General features: G+C 64.3%; 14 protein-coding genes. 11 read left to right on the plus strand and 3 right to left on the minus strand.

Going from position 1 to position 19,070, the window contains the following annotated elements:
* The first annotated feature begins 210 nt into the window (after positions 1-210).
* The 8 genes from AC3IQ7_RS16255 to AC3IQ7_RS16290 all read left to right on the plus strand — a co-directional run bounded on the left by AC3IQ7_RS16255 (position 211) and on the right by AC3IQ7_RS16290 (position 11,141).
* Positions 211-615: a ribonuclease domain-containing protein gene (locus AC3IQ7_RS16255; RefSeq protein WP_489206670.1), complete on the plus strand. Its 405-nt coding sequence runs from the start codon at positions 211-213 to the stop codon at positions 613-615.
* Between the two features lie 76 nt (positions 616-691).
* Positions 692-1,300, plus strand: coding sequence for a TetR/AcrR family transcriptional regulator (locus tag AC3IQ7_RS16260; protein ID WP_489206671.1), 609 nt, complete (start codon positions 692-694; stop codon positions 1,298-1,300).
* 96 nt (positions 1,301-1,396) lie between these two features.
* Positions 1,397-2,206 (plus strand): oxidoreductase, encoded by an 810-nt coding sequence (locus AC3IQ7_RS16265; RefSeq protein ID WP_489206672.1) that lies wholly within the window; start codon positions 1,397-1,399, stop codon positions 2,204-2,206.
* A 35-nt stretch (positions 2,207-2,241) separates the two neighbouring features.
* Complete coding sequence (locus AC3IQ7_RS16270; protein ID WP_489206673.1) at positions 2,242-3,249, plus strand: NADP-dependent oxidoreductase; 1,008 nt, start codon at positions 2,242-2,244, stop codon at positions 3,247-3,249.
* A 120-nt stretch (positions 3,250-3,369) separates the two neighbouring features.
* Complete coding sequence (locus tag AC3IQ7_RS16275) at positions 3,370-4,527, plus strand: ABC transporter substrate-binding protein (RefSeq protein WP_489206674.1); 1,158 nt, start codon at positions 3,370-3,372, stop codon at positions 4,525-4,527.
* Between the two features lie 28 nt (positions 4,528-4,555).
* Positions 4,556-8,209, plus strand: a complete 3,654-nt coding sequence (locus AC3IQ7_RS16280; RefSeq protein WP_489206675.1) for a response regulator — start codon at positions 4,556-4,558, stop codon at positions 8,207-8,209.
* Positions 8,206-10,746: an EAL domain-containing protein gene (locus AC3IQ7_RS16285; protein WP_489206676.1), complete on the plus strand. Its 2,541-nt coding sequence runs from the start codon at positions 8,206-8,208 to the stop codon at positions 10,744-10,746. The genes AC3IQ7_RS16280 and AC3IQ7_RS16285 overlap by 4 nt, the downstream gene beginning before the upstream one ends.
* Positions 10,747-10,766: 20 nt before the next feature.
* Positions 10,767-11,141, plus strand: a complete 375-nt coding sequence (locus AC3IQ7_RS16290) for an oxidoreductase (protein WP_099376736.1) — start codon at positions 10,767-10,769, stop codon at positions 11,139-11,141.
* A 13-nt stretch (positions 11,142-11,154) separates the two neighbouring features.
* Here the strand turns inward: AC3IQ7_RS16290 and AC3IQ7_RS16295 are convergent, their stop codons facing one another.
* Complete coding sequence (locus AC3IQ7_RS16295; protein WP_322429240.1) at positions 11,155-12,660, minus strand: anion permease; 1,506 nt, start codon at positions 12,658-12,660, stop codon at positions 11,155-11,157.
* A 252-nt stretch (positions 12,661-12,912) separates the two neighbouring features.
* On the opposite strand from AC3IQ7_RS16295, the gene AC3IQ7_RS16300 reads away from it, so the two are divergent.
* Both AC3IQ7_RS16300 and AC3IQ7_RS16305 read left to right on the plus strand, forming a co-directional pair.
* Positions 12,913-14,052 (plus strand): acyltransferase family protein, encoded by a 1,140-nt coding sequence (locus AC3IQ7_RS16300; RefSeq protein ID WP_489206677.1) that lies wholly within the window; start codon positions 12,913-12,915, stop codon positions 14,050-14,052.
* Between the two features lie 233 nt (positions 14,053-14,285).
* On the plus strand, positions 14,286-15,059 hold the full coding sequence (locus AC3IQ7_RS16305) for a ferredoxin--NADP reductase (protein ID WP_058051074.1): 774 nt from the start codon (positions 14,286-14,288) through the stop codon (positions 15,057-15,059).
* Positions 15,060-15,137: 78 nt separating this feature from the next.
* On the opposite strand, the gene AC3IQ7_RS16310 is transcribed toward AC3IQ7_RS16305, so the two are convergent.
* Positions 15,138-16,799: a phosphoethanolamine transferase gene (locus AC3IQ7_RS16310; RefSeq protein ID WP_489206678.1), complete on the minus strand. Its 1,662-nt coding sequence runs from the start codon at positions 16,797-16,799 to the stop codon at positions 15,138-15,140.
* A gap of 179 nt (positions 16,800-16,978) precedes the next feature.
* On the opposite strand from AC3IQ7_RS16310, the gene AC3IQ7_RS16315 reads away from it, so the two are divergent.
* Positions 16,979-17,554 (plus strand): type 1 glutamine amidotransferase family protein, encoded by a 576-nt coding sequence (locus AC3IQ7_RS16315; protein WP_489206679.1) that lies wholly within the window; start codon positions 16,979-16,981, stop codon positions 17,552-17,554.
* Here the strand turns inward: AC3IQ7_RS16315 and AC3IQ7_RS16320 are convergent.
* Positions 17,551-19,029, minus strand: coding sequence for a serine hydrolase domain-containing protein (locus tag AC3IQ7_RS16320; protein WP_489206680.1), 1,479 nt, complete (start codon positions 19,027-19,029; stop codon positions 17,551-17,553). The genes AC3IQ7_RS16315 and AC3IQ7_RS16320 overlap by 4 nt on opposite strands.
* Between the last annotated feature and the right edge of the window lie 41 nt (positions 19,030-19,070).

The following is a 19,070-nucleotide window of genomic DNA, read 5'->3' on the forward strand; positions in this document are numbered from 1 at the left end:
CGCCCTGCAGCGTATTTATTTTCAGAAAAATTTCACCGTCCAATTTCCCGAAAAAATAAATCATATATTTATCGGCACGTGACAATTGGATAGTAATATTTTATAAATTTTAATTATATTCAGTGATGCAGAGATTATGCCGGCCGCCCGAACAGTGGCCGTATCCAGAAAAGCCCATCCATTGAACGCACCACCAACGAAAGCTTATCGATGAAAACTCAACGCGCAACAACCTGGTCGCTGGGTCTGATTGTGGCAGGCGCCCTGTTCTCTTCGCATGCCTATGCGGCGAAAATTCCCGACTGCGGCAAAAGGGAGCCGAGCAAAACCCTGCCCACGCCGCAAAACAGCGAATATGACGCATACCGCAATGCGAAAACGAGCGCGGTGGCGGGTGGTCCTGGCAATACCGTATTCAATAACAATGAGGGCCGCCTTCCCGCCGCCGGCAAGGACGAGGTTTATTATGAATACTATCTGGGTATCGGCGGCGATGGCGGAGCCGGTTCGCATCGTGCGGTCTTGCTTGTGCAGACCCCGAAAGGGAAACGCAAATTAGTGGAGCGCTATTACACGCAGAACCACTATGCTAGCTTTTGCAGCCTGAAGAGCTAGTCTTTCTTCGAATACCAGCCGCGGCAGGGAAACGTCTGCTGCGGCTGGTCGCGTGCACGGTGTTGAAAAGTGCGATATGATGACCGTCATGCAGAACTTACCCAACAAGAAATCCTCGGCCCACAGCCGCAAGGAAGCCACCCACGAACGCATCGTCGAAGTGGCCACGCGCGCCATCCGCCGCAGCGGCTACGCGGGCACGGGCGTGGCCGACATCATGAAGGAAGCGGGCCTGACGCACGGCGGCTTTTATGCGCACTTCGCCTCGCGCGACGCCCTGCTGGCCGAAGCAGGGGACCGCGCGGGCGCCGAATCGGTGGCGCTGGCGGCCAGGGTGGCGGCTGCCGCCCCGCCCGGCCAGGCGCTGCAGGCCATGCTGGCCGCCTATCTGTCGCCCGAACACATCGCCGCCATCGAGGTAGGCTGCCCCGTGGCGGCGCTGGGCTCGGAAATGCCGCGCCAGGCGCCCGAGGTCCGGCGCGCCGCCACCATCCATATCAAGGAAATGATCGACCTGTTCGCGCGCCAGTTGCCGAACTGGGGCCAGCCGGAAGCCCACCCGCAAGCCATGGCGACGGTGTGCGCCATGATCGGCGCCACCATCCTCGCGCGCGCCGTCGACGAGCCAGCCCTGTCGGACGCGCTGTGCGCGGCCACGCTGGCGCAGTTTCAGGCAAGCAGCTAACTGCCCTGCCCGTGGCGCTGATCCGTTCCGGGCTTTTTTTCAAGCAACAATATGACGATCATCATATTCAATACTATCAACCACTGAAGGACTGCCATGAAAAACAAGAAGATTGCCCTGGTCACCGGCGCCTCGTCCGGCATCGGCGCGGCCACGGCGCAGCGCCTGGCGCAAGCGGGCTACACTGTGTACGGCACCAGCCGCCGCGGCGACCAGGCGGCCGCACCCGGCCATGCGATGCTGGCGCTCGACGTCACCAGCGATGCGTCCGTCGCGGCCGCCGTGGCCGAGGTCATGCAGCGCGAAGGCCACATCGACCTGCTGGTGAATAACGCCGGTTTCGGCGTGGCCCCGGCGGGCGCCGAGGAAAGCAGCATGGCGCAGGCGCAAGCCATCTTCGACACGAATTTCTATGGCGTGCTGCGCATGACCCTGGCCGTGCTGCCGCACATGCGGGCCCAGGGCGGCGGGCGCATCCTCAATATCGGTTCCGTCGTGGGCTTCTTGCCCATGCCTTACGGCGCGCTGTATTCGGCCACCAAGCACGCCATCGAGGGCTACACGGAATCGCTCGACCATGAAGTGCGGGGCTGGGGCATCCGTGCCAGCGTCATCGAACCGGCCTACACGAAGACCACGTTCGAAGCCAATCTGCTGGCGCCCGATACCCCGCTGTCCGCCTACAGGCAAGTCAGCGCGGCCGTCACAAGCCGGCTGCAAGCCCTGATGGCCGGCGCCGATGACCCGGCCATCGTGGCCGACACCGTCCTGGCGGCGGCGCAGGCAAGCCAGCCGAAATTGCGCTACACGGCCGGGCCGCTGGCGGCGCGCCTGCGCCTGATGCGCCGTTTCATGCCTGCCGCGCTGCTGGACGCCGGCTTGCGCAAGGATCTGCGCCTGGCCTGAACGCCTCCCCCCTTCCAGCACTCAGAGAGAAACTCATGCAAGCATTGCAATTGACAAAATACGGCAGTCCCGATCACGTGGCGTTTGCCGAACTGCCCCGCCCCACGCCAGGACACGGCGAACTGCTGGTGCGGGTGCATGCCGTGGGCCTGAACCCCATCGACAACCTGATTCCCAAGGGCGACTTCAAGCCGATTCTAAAAATGCGCTTGCCGGCCACCCTGGGCAGCGACCTGGCCGGCGTGGTGGTGGAAGTCGGCAGCGGCGTCACGCGCTTTAAAGCGGGCGACGCCGTGTATGCGAGTATTTTCGACACTCAATACGGCAGCCTGGCCGAATTTGCCGTCGTGTCCGAACAGGCGGCCGCGCTGAAACCGGCGAACCTCGATTTCGTGCAGGCGGCGTCGATTCCCATGGTGGGCCTGACGGCGTGGCAAGCCATGCATGAGCGCATGCAGCTCAAGGCCGGCCAGAAAGTGTTCATTCCGGCCGGATCCGGCGGCATCGGCACGTTCGCCATCCAGCTGGCCAAACACTTGGGTGCCCGCGTGGGCACCACCACCAGCACGGCAAACGTGGAGCTGGTGCGCGGCCTGGGCGCCGATGACGTCATCGACTACAAGCAACAGCCATTCGAGGACGTGCTGCGCGACTACGACGCCGTGCTGGGCACGGTGCGCGGCGACGGGCTGGAAAAAGCCTTGCATATCGTCAAGCCTGGCAGCCACGTCGTCTCGCTGGTCGGCCCGCCGGACGCCGCCTTTGCCCGCGCGCGCGGCATGAACGTGGTGCTGAAACTGGTGTTTGGTTTGCTTAGCCGCAAGATCATCGGCCTGGCGAAGCGGCGCGGCGCCAGCTATGCCTTCCACTTCGTGCGTCCCGACGGCAGCCAGCTGGCGCAGATCGCCGCCCTGCTCGAAGCGGGCACCATCCGCCCCGTCATCGACAAGGTGTTTCCTTTTGCTGAGGCAAAACAGGCGCTGGCCTACCTGGCGCAGGGGCGCGCACGGGGCAAGGTGGTGGTGCAACTGCCCGTGCCTTGAGCTGCCGCCGGATTGCTTTGCGCGCCGTGACTATGTGTGAGTTTTTTGTTGGCAATTTCCTCCATACTCGTTGTCAACCCCATGCCTATTGATACCGCTCAACCCCCATAAAGGTAGCTCATGCGCGTTTTCCCGGAATGCTGCTGGCTCGCTATCACCCTCGTGGCCGGCATCGGCCATGCCGCCGAACCGGGTGTCAGCGATACGCACATCCGGCTGGGCATGGTCAATGCGCAAACGGGGGCGGCCTCGGGGCTGGGGCGGGCCATGCTCGACGGCGCAACGGCCGTTTTCCAGGAAGCGAACCAGCGCGGCGGCATCCATGGCCGCAGCATCGAACTGGTGATTGCCGACGATGGCTACGATCCGGACCGCGCCATCAGCGAAACGCTCAGGCTGGTAGAGGAAAAACAGGTGTTCGCCCTGTTCGGCAACGTGGGCACGCCCACCACCAACGCCGTCATACCGATCGTCCAGGAAATGAAAGTGCCGCTGGTGGGCGCGTTTACGGGCGCGATGACCTTGCGCCACCCCGTGGTGCATGAAATCATCAACTTCCGCGCCAGTTATGACGACGAGTCCGATGCGCTGGTGGAGTATTTCACCAGCCGCGGCGTCAAACGCTTTGGCGTCCTGTACCAGGATGACGGTTTCGGCAATGCCGTGCTTGACGGCACCGTGCGCGCCCTGCAACGGCGCGGCATGGAACTCGTTGCCAAGGGTTCCTTCCAGCGCGGCACGACGGCCGTCAAGGCGGGACTGGCGGCCCTGATCGGGCATGAGCTGCAAGCCGTGATCATGGCCGGGCCCTACACGCCGGTGGCCGCGTTCGTGCGCGAGGCGAGCCAGGCCGGGCTGAAGGCGGCCCTGGCCACGGTGTCCTTTGTCGGCACGGACAGCCTGCTGCAACTGCTGGGCAAGGCAGGCGACAACATCGTCATCTCGCAGGTGGTGCCGCTGCCGGAGGAGCGCCAGCTGCCCATCGCCGCCGACTGCGCCGCGCTGCTGGCAAGGCATGTGCCGGCGGCCACGCTGTCTTTCGTCAGTTTCGAAGGCTGCATCTCGGCCACGTTGATGGTGGCGGCGCTGCGCCGCGCTGGCGCCGACCTCACGCGCGAGCGCCTGATCCAGAGTTTCGAAACGTTCGACCGGCTCGATCTGGGCGGCTTGCGGGTGACGCTGCGGCCAGGCGACCACCAGGCGTCGACGGCCGTCTTCCTGACCCGCATCGCCGACGGCAGGATCGTTCCGGCCGAGCCGGCGCCTGGCGCGAAGTGATGCGCGCCTCCCTCCCCTGGAGCCTGGCATGAAAATCAGGACCAAGCTGATCATCAGTACCAGCGTGCTGCTGGCGGGCGTGGCGGCCATGGCGGCGGCCGGCCTGCTGCTGGTGAAAGGCATCGAAACGCATGTGCACGGCTTGACCGACCAGACCGTGCCGCTGTACACGGACGTGTTGCGCCTGCGCTATACCGTGCAGGATATGACGTCGGACTTTTTCGAACTGGGCAAGGCGGAAGACCTGGCGCAGCTGGAGCAGGTATCAAGCAAGATCGTCGCCAGTATCCAGGCCGCCGAGAGCATCAGCCAGGACTTGCGGCGCCACGGCGAGTTGCAAACGCCCCGCTATCACTCGGCCTTCGAACAGGAATTCCAGCGCATGCGCGTCGCCGTGCGCAAACGCCTGGAAAACGAAGCCTATTACAAGGCCCAGGCGACGGAGATGCGGCAAGTGCTGGCGCAGATCAAGGCCGCCGCCAAGGGTGCGCGCAGCAAGATCCGCCTGGTCGACAGCCAGGCCCAGGCCACGGCCGCCGAGGTGCAGCTGGAAAGCCAGCGCCTGAACCAGAACGCCCGCTACCTGACCGATTTGCGCAAGAGCATCCACGACATGCAGATTGCGCTGGCCGAAACGGAGGCTGTGAAAAACCGTTTCCGCATCGCGCCCTTGCGCGAACGGCTGACGGCGGCCGTCGCGCGCCTGGCGGGAAGCAGCGAGCGCGACATCAGTCCGGCCCAGCAGGCGCTGCGGGCGAAACTGCTGGCCACGGCGCGCCAGATGCTCGATCCCGCCGCCGGCTTGCTGGCCCTGCGTGCCGGGCTGCTGGCCGAGGGCGGCGCCAGCGCGGCGCAGCAGGCGGCCTACGCCGCCCTCAAGGAGCAAACCAGCATCGCGCTGGCCAGCTCCCACCTGCGCCTGGCCGAGGAGCTCGATCCCATCGAACTGCAGCTGGCCATCGGACGCGACCGGCTGGCGGAGGCCGGCCGCTACATGCACACCTCGGCCCGCATCGAGGATGCCAGCGGCGAAATCAACCTGGCCGTCGACGCCATCAGCATCGACGTGGGCGAAGTCATGCTGGCCACGGCAGCCGGCGATGTCACGCGCCTGGGCCACGATATCGCGCAGCGCATCAGCGCCCTGCAGCGCGACATGGCCACCATGCAGACCTTGCTGCAAAGCATAGGCCAGCTGGACTTGCTGGCCGAAACGCGCAGCGTCAACACCCATCTCGATGCGGTGGAGCGCTCGGGACAGCGGCTGGTGCAAGCCAAGGGCAGCGTGCTGGACAGCCAGACGGCGCTGGATGAGGTCATCGACCACGTGCGCGCCTTCGAGCGCGAACAGGCCGCCTATTCCGCGCAGCAGGTGGCGCGCATCACGGGCCAGCAGCAGGACGCGGTGACCCAGGTGCGCGAGGGCGTGCGCCATGCCTTCGTGCTGATCCTCGGCATCGCCCTGGTGCTGCTGCTGGCCTGCGTGGCCATCACCGGGCTGATCAGCGCTTCCATCGCCAGGCCGCTGGCGCGCCTGTCCTACGCCATCGCGCATATCCGCGACGGCAAGGCGCTGTCGGTACGCGTGGCGCAGCACGGCAGCGATGAACTGGGGCAATTGATCCTGGGATTTAACGGCATGCTGGAGCACGTTGAACAGCGCGACCTGGCGCTCAAGCAGGCCAAGGGCGAGGCCGACGCCGCGAACCGCGCCAAGTCGGAATTCCTGGCCAAGATGAGCCACGAAATCCGTACGCCGATGAATGGCGTGCTGGGCATGACGGAACTGCTGCAGCGCACAGAACTGAGTCCCAAGCAGCAGCGTTTCGTGCACACGGTACACCGTTCGGGCGAAAGCTTGCTGAGCATCATTGACGACATCCTCGACTTTTCCAAGATCGAGGCGGGCAAGCTGGTGCTCGAACATATCCCCTTCGACCTGCGCCAGGTGATCGACGATGTGGTGGCGCTGTTTGCCAACGGCATCCAGCGCAAGGCCATCGAATTTACCTGCCGCATCGCCTCCGACGTGCCGCAGCACGTGCGCGGCGACCCCGTGCGCCTGCGCCAGATCCTCACCAATTTGCTCAACAACGCCACCAAGTTCACCGAGCGGGGCGAGATTTCCGTCGACGTCAGCTGCCCCGCTGCCGGCCAGATCCGGCTGGAAGTGAGCGACACGGGCATCGGCATGGCGCCGGAAGCGGCGGCGGCCGTCTTCCAGCCCTTCCGCCAGGCCGACAGCACCACCTCGCGCAAGTATGGCGGCACGGGACTGGGACTGGCCATCATCAAGCAACTGGCGGAGATGATGGGTGGCAACATTGTGCTGAAATCCGTGGCGGGCCAGGGGTCCAGCTTCGCCGTCACCGTCGTCGTGGGCAGTGTAGCGCCCGAAGACGCGCCGCCGGCGCCGCCGCCGCGCGTATCGCTCGATGCCTTGCACGTGCTGATCGTGGACGACAATGCCACCAACCGCAGCATCCTGCTGCAGCACGCGATCGAGTGGCAGATGGCCGCCGCCAGCGCCGCCGACGGCGCCGAAGCGCTGGGCCTGCTGCAAGGCGCGCTGCGCAGCGGGCGCCCGTTCGACCTGGCCATCATCGACATGCGCATGCCCGTCATGGACGGTGCCGAACTGGTGCGGGCGATCAAGGCCGACGCCGGCATGGTGGCGCTGAAAATCATCATGCTCAGTTCACTCGATGCCTCGGCCGACCTGCGCCTGGTCACGGCGCTGGGCGTGGAATACTGCCTGACCAAGCCCGTGCGGGCGCTGGAACTGCGTCACTGCATCGAAGCCGTCTGCGGCTTCGGCACCCTGGCGCCGACGCCGCCAGCGGCGCCTGCCCTGCCCGCTGCGCCGGACAGCGCACCCGCAGGCCAGGCGCCGCTGCGCATGCTGCTGGTGGAAGACAATGCGATCAACCAGGAAATCGCCCTGGCCATGCTGGAAGATAGCGGCTACGAAGCCATGCCGGCCGACAACGGGCGGCGCGCGCTGGCCCTGTGGGAACGTCACCCGTTCGACGTGATCCTGATGGATTGCCAGATGCCGGAAATGGACGGTTTCGAGGCGACCCGGCAGTTGCGCCGCATGGAAACCCAGCAGGGCCGTCACCGCACGCCCATCATTGCCCTGACGGCCAATGCCATCCTCGGCGACCGCGAACTGTGCCTGGACGCGGGCATGGACGACTACCTCGCCAAGCCGTACACGCGCGCCGCCCTGCTGGCCGTGCTGGCCCGCTGGCACCCGGCGCCCGCCGTGCCGGCGGCTGCGGAAACGGTAGTGACGATGGAAGCGACTCCGGCGCCGGCGGAATCGGCCTCCATCCTCGACGCCGCCGCCCTGCAAAACCTGCGCGCCATGCGGCGTCCCGGCCGTCCCGACGTACTGGGCCGCATCATCGACCTGTTCTACAGCGACGCCCCGCGCCTGCTGGGCCAGCTGGAAGTGGCCGCCGAGGCGAGCGACGCCGCTGCCCTGCAGCTGGCGGCGCACACGCTCAAGTCCAGCTGCGCCAACGTGGGCGCGCTGGGCTTGTCGGCCACCTGCCGTGAAATCGAACAATACGCGCGCGGCAATGATGTCGGCAGCGCACTGCAGCATATCCGCGGCATCCAGCAAGAACTCGACCGTGTCCTCGCCGCCCTGGCCCTTGAGAAGGAAGCCCTATGAATACCGCACTGCCCCTGCAAGCACTGGTCCTGGTGGTCGATGATGACACCATGACGCGCATCCTGGTGACGGAAGCGCTGGAACCGGAAGGCTTCCGCATCGAGGAAGCGGCCAGCGGCCTGGAAGCGCTGGCCGCCTTCCAGCGCGGCGTGCCCGACCTGATCCTGCTCGACGTCGCCATGCCCGGCATGAGCGGCTTCGAATGCTGCGCCCAGCTGCGCCGCTTGCCCGGCGGCGCGCACGTGCCCATCGTCGTGCTGACCGGCAGCGACGACGACGACTCCATCAAGCAGGCGCTGGAAGCGGGCGCCAGCGACTTCATTTCCAAGCCGATGCAATGGCGGCTGCTGGCGCACCGGCTGCGCTACCTGCTGCGGGCCAGCAGCGCGCTCACCGAGTTGAGCCGCATCCAGGAAAGCCTCAGCCACGCGCAGGCGCTGGCCCGCCTCGGCAACTGGGAATACCGGATCGCCGGCGGCGACGGCTACTGGTCTCCGGAACTGTTGCGCATCCTGGGCCTGGACGCCGATTCCGGCCCCACCAGTTTCGACCGCCTGCTGCAATGCCTGCCGGAAGACCAGCGGCCCCTGCTGCTCGATGCCTTCATGGAACTGCATGCGAACGGCACCAGCTACGGACTGGAACACAAGGTGCTGCAGCCGGACGGCGGCGAGTGCATCGTCTTTCACCAGGCCGAAGCCGTGCGTGAAGGCCGCGAGGTGCTGCTGATGCGCGGCACCGTGCAGGACATCACGGAACGCAAGCTGCAGGAATTGCGCATCGAATACCTGGCCAACCACGACGCGCTGACAGACTTGCCCAACCGCCAGTTGCTGAACGACCGCATCGGCCAGGCCATCGTCCATGCCCGCCGCACCCGCCTGCACCTGGCCACCTTGATGCTGGACCTCGACCGTTTCAAGTTCGTCAACGACAGCTATGGCCACCCGGTGGGCGATGCGCTGCTGCAGGAAGTGGCCCGGCGGCTGAAGCTGGCGGTGCGCGAAGGCGACACCGTGGCCCGCCAGGGCGGCGACGAATTCGTCATCCTGCTGACGGACCTGCCCGACCTCGAGACGGCCGAACAGATCGTGAAGAAAGTGCTGGCGGTGTTCGACGATCCTTTCGTACTGGGCGAACATACCCTGCACGTCAGCACCAGCATCGGCGCCAGCGTGTTTCCCTCCGACGGTGACAGCGGCGACATGCTGCTCAAGACGGCCGATGCGGCCCTCTACAGCGCCAAGGACAAGGGCCGCAACGGCTACCAGTTCTACAACCACAAGATGGGCGTGCTGGTGGAAGAGCGGGCCGAAATCGAACACGCGCTGCACCAGGCGCTGGCGCTGGGCGAGCTGGAACTGCACTACCAGCCCAAGGTCGACCTTACCAGCGGCAAGATTTATGGCATGGAAGCGCTGCTGCGCTGGCGCCGCGACGGCATCGGCCTGGTGCCGCCGGATCGCTTCATTCCCCTGGCCGAGGAAACGGGCATGATCGTACCCATCGGCGAATGGGTGCTGCGCACGGCTTGCGCGCAACTGGGCGTCTGGCATGCCTACGGCTTTACGCACCTGACGATGGCGGTCAACGTGTCGGCGCGCCAATTCCGCCAGGTCGACATGCCGGCACTGGTGCGCGAAGTGCTGGCCGACAGCGGCGTGCCGGCAGATTGCCTGGAACTGGAGCTGACGGAGAGCGTGCTGATGCAAAACCGCGACCTCGTGGTGAAGGCGCTGGAACAGTTGAAGGAAATCGGCGTCACCTTGTCGCTGGACGACTTCGGCACCGGCTATTCCAGCCTGTCCTACCTCAAGCAGTTCCCCATCGACGTGGTCAAGATCGATCAATCGTTCATCCGCGACGTGACCGACAGCGTGGATGGCGCGTCGCTGACCCGCTCCATCATCGCCATGGCCAAGTCGCTGCACATGACCACCGTGGCCGAGGGCGTGGAAACGGAGGGGCAATTGGGATTTCTCAATACCAACCACTGTGACGCCATGCAAGGCTATTACTTCAGCCGCCCGCTGCCCGGTGCCGAGATGGATCAGATGTTGCATGCCGGCACCCATTTGCCGCCCGACAGCTGCCATGCCGAAACGCCGCAGCGCGTGCTGCTGCTGGTGGACGACGAGGAACATATCCTGTCCTCCCTGCGCCGCTCGCTGCGCAAGGAGGGCTACCAGATACTCAGCACCAGCAAGCCGCAGGAAGCGCTGGAGCTGGTGGCCGCCCACGCCGTGGGCGTGATCCTCACGGATGCGCGCATGCCGGGCATGTCCGGCAACGAGCTCCTGCGCCGCATCAAGGGCATCTATCCGGAGATCGTGCGCGTGATGTTGTCGGGCTACCCTGAATTGCATTCGGTCACGGCAGCCATCAACGAAGGCTCCGTGTACAAGTTCATCACCAAACCCTGGGACGAGACCCTGCTGAAAGAGCATCTGCGCGAAGCCTTCGTGCGCTTCGAATCGGGCGTGCAGCGCCCGCCAATGGGGCCGCATGGCATCGAGATCAGCAACCGCGCCGCCTAGGCGCGCCACCAGGAGCCAGCATGCCGGATCAGTTGTTCTTCGAAGGCTTGCGCGCCCTGGCCGAAGCCGCCTTTCCCAAGCATTGCGCCTGTTGCGGGCGCGTCTTCGCCACGGCGGACGAATTCATCGGGCAGACGCAGGCGATGCGCCAGAATGTCTCCGGGCTGAAACAAAGCTTCGACGATAACAACGTGGCCATCGTCGAGGTCTACCGCAATTGCCTGTGCGGTTCGACCCTGATGGATTTCTTTTCGGACCGGCGCAGCACCTCCGAGGCCAGCCAGGAGCGGCGCCAGCTGTTTGCGCGCCTGTTGCCGCTGCTGATGGAAAAAGGCATGGAACGGGCTGCCGCGCGCGAATATCTGCTGCACGTCGTGCGCGGCCAGCTGCCGTGACGAGCCGCCTGCTTTACCAGTAGCCCAGCACCTTCCACCACGTCGTGCCAACGACGGCAAAGATCAGCAGTTCCACCACGCACATGATGAAGCCGACGCGCCACCAGTTGCCCATGGTCACGAAGCCGCTGCCGAAGATGATGGGCGAGGTGCCTGTCGCATAGTGGGTCAGGGTCATCATGATGGCCGAGCCGGCCGTCATCATCAGCATGAAGGGCACGTGGTATTCGGCCGGGATCAAGTGCAGGCCCACCGTCAGGAAGGCCAGCAGCATGGCGCTGATGTGGGCCGTCGTGCTGGCGAAGAAGTAATGCGAAAAGACAAACACCAGCACCAGGACGCCGGCGATCGGCAGCCAGTCCATGCCGCTGGCGACAATCGCCGCCTTCATGCCGGCCGAGAACCAGGCGATCACGCCCGTCTTGTTCAGTTGCTCGGCCATCATGACGAGCGCGCCGAACCACACGAGGGTGTCCCAGGCGCTCTTTTCCGACAAGACGTCATCCCAGTCGATGGTGCCGGTAATGATCAGCACGAACAAACCGACAAAGGCGACCACCGTCGCATCGAGCGAAAACGCGGGGCCGAACAGCATGGCAGGCACGTTGGCCCATAGCAAGAGCAGCAAGGCGAAGGTGCCCAGCATGACTTTTTCCGACGGCGACAGCGGGCCCATGCTTTTCAGCTCCGCCTTGGCGTAGGTGACGGCGTCCGGCGTGGCTTTCAGTTCCGGCGGCGACAGCCAGTAAATAATCAGCGGCATCACCAGCAGGCAGACCAGGCCCGGCAGCAGCATGCACAGGGCCCAGGTCGTCCATGTCAGGTGGAAACTCTGCCCGCTGGCCTTGGCCACGAAGTCGACCACCAGCGGATTGGGCGCCGTGGCCGTCAGGAACATGGCAGACGTGATGGGATTGGCGTGGTAGTTGACGAGGGCCAGGTAGGTGCCGACCTTCTTTTCCGTGCCCTTGGCCGGGTCCGAATCGAAGGCGTTGGCGATCGATTTCATGACGGGGTGGACGATGCCGCCGCCACGCGCCGTGTTACTTGGCGTAAATGGCGCCAGCACCAGTTCGCAGATGGCCAGGCCATAGCCGATGCCCATGGTGCGCTTGCCGAGCAGCGAGATGAACAGCAGGCCGATGCGGCTGCCCAATCCCGTCTTTTTCAAGCCGCGCGAAATCAGGATCGCCACGACGATCAGCCAGATCAGGGGATTCGAGAAACTACTGAGCGCATCCGTGATGGCGCCCTTGGACGAGGTCGACGTCACTTGCGACAGCGACACGATGACGATGGCCATCATGGCCATCACGCCGATCGGCATGACTTTTAATATGATCGCCAAAATCGTGGTGAGGAAGATCGCCACCAGGCCCCAGGCCTTGGGCGTCAAGCCATCGGGCGCCGGCAGCAATAGCATGCTCACCAGCAAGATCGTGCAGATCAGGGCGGGGACGAGGCGGAATGGGACGGCTTCCTTGAAATGCAGGAACAGGTCGCGCACTGTTTTATACATCTTTATTACCTTTCGCTGTGGGTCGGGCATCGTGGCGGCAGGAATCGTGCACGCAGATTCATGGGCTGGCAGGCACAAGAAGCGCGCCCGCAAGATGACAGATGCCCAACAATTCTGTTCGGCAATATCATACACGCAAGACTGCCCGTCTCCTGCTCCATTCGGCGCGCCTTTGCCGGCAATTGCAAAATCGTTGACCTGCGCGCGGCATCTCTCACATAATCGCCCTTCCTGCCGCCCGCCCCCACGAGGATGCCATTGCATACCCGCAACAATCACATCGACGCCCTGCGCGGCGCCGCCATCCTGTGCGTGCTGGTATTGCACTTCGCCCTGGCCTACGGCTTGAAGAACAGCCCGCTCGGCGTTCTGCCGACTTGGTTATTGAAAGCCGCCTACCAGGGCAATTACGGCGTGACCATGTTTTTCGTCATTTCCGGCTATTTGATCACATCGACCTCGCTGCGGCGCTGGGGTGACCTGGCGCGCATCGACCTGGCGGCGTTCTATGTCTACCGCATCGCCCGCCTGCTGCCCGCGCTGCTGCTGGCCCTGTCCATCATCGTATTGCTGGGCGTGCTCGACGTGCCCTTCTTTGCCAATTCCGATGGCGGCAAGGACTTGCCCGCCAGTTACTTCGTCATCGCCATCGCTTCCATCCTGACCTTCTGGCACAACGTGCTGATGCAAAGCGCCGGCTATTTCAATTACTGCCTGAACGTGTACTGGTCGCTATCGGTCGAAGAAATGTTTTATCTGCTGCTGCCCCTGTCGTGCCGCCTGCTGCGCCGACGGCACTGGATCACGCTGCTGTGCGGCGCTGCCATCGTCGCCGGCCCCGTGTACCGCAGCCTGCATGCGGACAACGAGATTTACTTCATGTACGGCTACCTTGCCTGCTTCGACGCCATCGCCATCGGTTGCCTGACGGCCCTGCTGACGCAACGCTGGCAACCAGGTGCGCGGGCCGGGCGATTCTTGCGCTGGACAGCGGGCCTGGTCCTGGCGGCCCTGTACGTGCGCGGCATCGGTGGCCATGAGGTATTCGGTTTTACGTGGATCGCCGTGGCTGGCGCCGCCTACATCGTGGGCGCCACGGCGGGCCAGGGCCGCTGCGGCCCGCTGCAATGGCTGGGACGGCACAGCTATGAGCTGTATTTGTTCCATATCATCGTGCTGGCCGGCATGCGCAATGTGGTCGACAAGGCGGGCCTGGGCTACGCGGAACGGCTGCCGTGGCTGGCGCTGTTCCTGGCCGCGACGGCGCTGGCGGCCGCCCTCGCGGCCCGCTACGTGTCCGACCCGGCCAATGCTGCCCTGCGCCGGCGCTTCCGGGGCACCGCCACGGCCGCGCCGGCATGCGCTGGCGGCAACCCTGGCGCGGCGCCTTGAAAAACTGAGCCAGGTCAAGAGTCCGCATGCCCACAGCCCGTTTCCAGGCGAAATCCAGCCCGATCTTGCCATCCGCACTATAATGTTGGCACCGTGTGCGGCAGCATTGGCGGCGATAGACGGTAACAATTTCGTGTGGAGGCCGGTACAATAGCGTCTGGGCCTACACAGGGTTTCACTTTTGCCAGCAGTTGCCAGCAACTAACCATTTTTTTGACCAGCCAACAAATACTATGAGTTCGATGAATGAAGAGCGCGTTTTAAGCGTGCACCACTGGACGGATACCCTGTTCTCCTTTACCACCACGCGCGACCCATCGCTGCGTTTCTCGAATGGTCACTTCACCATGATCGGCCTGCGCGTCGATGGCAAGCCCCTGCTGCGTGCCTACAGTATCGCCAGCGCCAATTACGAAGACCACCTGGAATTTTTCAGCATCAAGGTACCAGGCGGTCCTTTGACGTCGCGTTTGCAACATTTGCAAGTGGGCGACACCGTCATCGTCGGCCGCAAGCCGACGGGCACTCTGGTGTCCGACTACCTGCTGCCAGGAAAGCGCCTGTACATGCTGTCGACGGGCACCGGCCTGGCGCCATTCCTCAGCATCGTGCGCGATCCGGACATCTACGAGCGCTTCGACCAGCTGATCCTCGTGCACGGCGTGCGCCAGGTCGATGAACTGGCTTACCACGACTTGCTGGAAGAGCATTTGCCGAAGCATGAGTTCCTGGGCGAAATGGTCAGCGACAAGCTGCGCTACTACCCGACCGTGACGCGCGAAGACTTCCGCAACATGGGCCGCATCACCGAACTGATCGAGAACGGCAAGCTGGCCGAAGATCTGGGCGTGCCGGCACTCAATCCGGCCGAAGACCGCGTGATGATCTGCGGCAGCTCGGAAATGCTGCGCGACCTGAAGGAAATGCTGGAAGCGCGTGGCTTCAAGGAAGGCAATACCTCGACGCCTGGCGACTTCGTGGTCGAGCGCGCGTTCGCCGAAAAGTAATCCGCAAGGCATCCGCAACACCCCAGGGGCCCGGCCCCGCCGCATTCTGCGGCGGCGTCGGGCCTTTGCATTGCGGCGTCAGCGGGCCAGCGGCGCAGCGCGCTGGTAGCGCAAGCCATTCATGAAGCGCTGTACGGGCAAAAAGGCGCTGCTGAGGATATCGTCCTGCGCTGCGTAATAGTGCGTTTCGATCTTCAGCAAGCCCAGCACGGTCGCATCGAGCTTGTCCGTCTGGTATGGCCGGTTTTCCAGCGCGGCGCGGACGGCCGCCGATTGCGGCGCTTGCTGGTTGTCCCAGATCAGCATGGGAATTTCATAGCCGCTCTTGTCCGAGGCGGAATGGCCCGCGTGATTGCGGCTGTAGCCCACTTCCTGCCCGTGGTCGGAAACGAACAGCAGCGAGGCGGCGCGGTCGGTCTTGGCCTTTTCCGTCATGCCGATCAGGGTGCCCAGCACATAATCGCCATAGCGGATGGCGTTGTCGTATTCGTCGCGCTGGTTGCGTATCCAGCTTGACCTGCCCTGGTGTTCCATCTGCGCGCTGACGGCATCGTGCGCCCGGTCGAAATGCGCGAAGCGGCTCGGGTAGCGCATGTCGTAGCTGGGATGGGCGCCCAGCAAATGCACGACGATAAGCTTTTTCGGCGCCTCGTCGCGCAGCGCATGGGCGAAGGGCTGGAACAGGTTGCCATCAAAATTGTTTTCGCCGCGGCCAGTGCCATAGTTGATGAAGTCGCTCTCATCGGCCTCGCCCGCCAGCAGCCCGATCCAGCCATCGTTGCGCGTCTGGTTCGACACCCAGAACGTCTTGTAGCCGGCCGCCTCGGCCAGCATCAGCAAGTTCGGCTTGGCCATCCACGCGTCGGGGTTGCCGATATCGGCGGGCGTCAGCATCGTCATCATCGATTCCACCGTGCTGGCGGCCGGCGAAATCACGTCATTGAATACCAGCAGCTTCGAGCGCATGGCGTCAAGCTGGGGCGTGGTGGCGCGCGGATAGCCATACAGCGACATCGAGGCGCGGTTGGTGCTCTCGCCGATCACCAGGATGACGGTGCGGGCATCCTCGCCCGCGTAGCGCACATTCCAGTCGCGCGGCGCGGACATGGCCGCCGTCAGCGCGTGCTGCATCGATTGCATCGCTTGCAGCTGCACGCTGTACTGCTGATAGCGCAGCGGCCAGAACAGGGCCGGATTTTCGCGCCGCATGGTGGTGTTGACGTGCAGCAGCACGAGAAAGACGGCCATGCTGGCGGCCAGGCATTTTTGCGGCAGGCCCGGCGCCGCAACGGCGCGCGCAGCGTGCCAGCGCTGCAACTGGCGGTCGGCCAGCAGCACCGCCGCCGTCACGAGCACAAAGCAGCCGGCTGCTTGCGCCAGGGCAACGCTGTTGTGCAGCAAAAACTCGCCCGTTTCGGCTTGATCTGTCGCAAACATCGCCTGTAAAACGGCATTTGGATTCGGCCGCATGCCAAAATAGCCACGCAAGAAGCCCTTGATGGCGGCATCGAGGTAAAACACGGGCACGACGACGCGCACCAGCACGGAGATCGCGCTCGGGCTGCGGCGCCACGCATGCAGCACGCCGCCCACGCCCAGCAGGAAGGCCGCGAGTAACACGCTCAATTTCAGGCATTCGTTCGCGCTTAACTGATCGAAGAGGAAGAACAGCAGCAGGCCAGCAATGCTGAACAGGACACGGCAAAACAGAATCAGCATGGGGCGATAGATAGTAGGCATTCAAGGGAGACATGCCCGTGCGACGGGCCAGCGATTGTAGCGCAGTCCGTTGTAACTTGTACCATTATTTCCTGCGCGCTCCTGACAGAAATTGTCAGTGCTTTTTATTATGATTTCGGCACCAGCAGGCCAACGAGCCTGTATTACTATTGATATCTCCACCAGCGACAGGACTTTTCATGACACGTGCCATCACCATACTGACCGAGAACTTTGCCGATTGGGAAACCGCCCTGCTCAATTCCACGGCGCGCCTGTATTACGGCTTTTACACGCAGTTCGCCACGCCGGGCGGCTTGCCCGTCACTTCGTCCGGCGGCATGCTGGTCACGCCGCAACTGGCGCTGGAAGAAATTGTGCTCGAGGAACTCGACTTGCTGATGGTGTGTGGCGGCAGCCACTGGCAAAGCGGCAAGGCGCCCGACCTGGGCCCGTTGCTGCGCGCCGCCCGCGACAAGAATATCGTGCTGGCCGGCATTTGCGACGGCACGCGCGTGCTGGCGCAGGCTGGCGTGCTCGACACCGTACGCCACACCTCCAATTCCGCCGACAACCTGACGGCAACGGGCTATGCGGGCGCCGCCCTCTACCAGGATGTGCCGTGGGCCGTGGCCGACCAGCGCGTCATCACGGCGCCCGGCACGGCGCCCGTCAGTTTCACGGCGGAAGTCTTGCGCGCCCTGGGCATCGCCGATGACAACCTGGCCGCCTACCTGGCCATGCACGGGGCCGAGCACGGCAAGACTGCCGGCTAATTGACGCCCAGCGCGCGCAGGCGCGCCACGGCGTGCGTGTTGCCCGGATCCAGTTCCAGCGAACGGCGATAATGCGTGATGGCCTGCGCCTTCGCGCCGTCCGCCTCGTACGCTTCGGCCAGGCTGTCGTGGCCATTCGCCCCTTGCGGGTACAGTTGTACGCCCAGCTGGAAAACGGCCGCCGCCTGCTTCGCTTGCTGCCGTCCCAGCAGGCGGTAACCCCAGGCATTCAAGTCGTCTTCCGTGGGTTCCGACAGCCCGTGCTGGCGCCGGATGGCCGTCAGTTTCTTGTCCAGCCCGTCAAAACCGTCAATGGCCGCCTGCTTGCGCAGCAGGTGGGCCGCATACGCGCCGCCGCGCTGCTGGCGCAGGCCGGGAATGTAGAAGCTTGCGATGGTATCGATCAGCTGCTCCGGCTGGGCGCCGGCCAGGTTGCTGAGGATAATGACGGCCAGGCCATCGTCCGGATACACATAAAAGGCCGAGCGGGCGCCGCCGATGCCGGCCACGGCGCGGTGCTCACTGCGGCCGATGCTGGGCCAGCCCAGCGCCCACGGCGCCGGCTTGCCGTCATTTAAGCTGGTCGGCTGCCACAGCCGTTCCACACCGGCGGGCGCCAGCAAGCGTCCCGACTGCAGCGCGATGAGCCAGTTCGCCAGTTCACCCACATTGCTGTTGATACCGGCCCCGGCGCGCATGAAGACGGGGAAATCCTCGATCACGTTGCGGTAACCCTTGCCTCCCCGGTCCAGTACGTAGGAACTGGCCTTGTTGGCGACCACGTCCTTCGCGTCGCCAAAGCCACTGTGCCGCATGCCGGCCACGTCGAACTGCCGGCGCTGGATGAAAGTGGTAAAGGGCTGGCCGCCTTGCCGCTCGATCAATTGCGCCAACAACACGTAATTGGTCTGGTTATAGCGGAAGCGCTCGCCTGGCTGAGCTTCCACGGGCAGCGCCTGCACGGCAGTCCACGCCGCAGCGCCATCGTCCGGCAGCGGCCCCACCAGCTTGCCGCTGCGCTGGTCCAGCACATCGGGCAAGCCCGAGGTATGGTTGAGCAGTTGCGTCACCGTCACGGCTTGCCAGGCTGGCGGGAGCCCCGTCAGGTATTCGCCAATGGGCGCCGCCAGGTCGATCTTGCCCTCCTGCACCAGCTGCATCACGGCCACACCCGCAAACGATTTCGTTGCCGAATTGATGGAAAACAGGCTCGTCTCCGTCACGGGCACCTGGTATTGCAGGCTGGCCAGGCCGAAATTGCGCGTCAACACCACCTTGCCACCCTGGATCACCGCCAGTTGCAGCCCAGGAATCTGGCGCTCCTGCATTTCGCTGCGCAGGAAGGCGGCAACCTCCTGCTCCGCGTTGGACACTTTCTGCTGGTTGGCGGGAGCGGCAGTGACCGCTGCAGTGACGGGAGCAGCCACGGCGGCAAGCGCCATGACGAGCAGGAAAGACGGGAAGCGTGGGTTCAAGATACGGCTTTCGACAGTGGAAAACGGAATCGCAGCATCCC

It is taken from the genome of Janthinobacterium sp. GL_088, assembly GCF_057837845.1.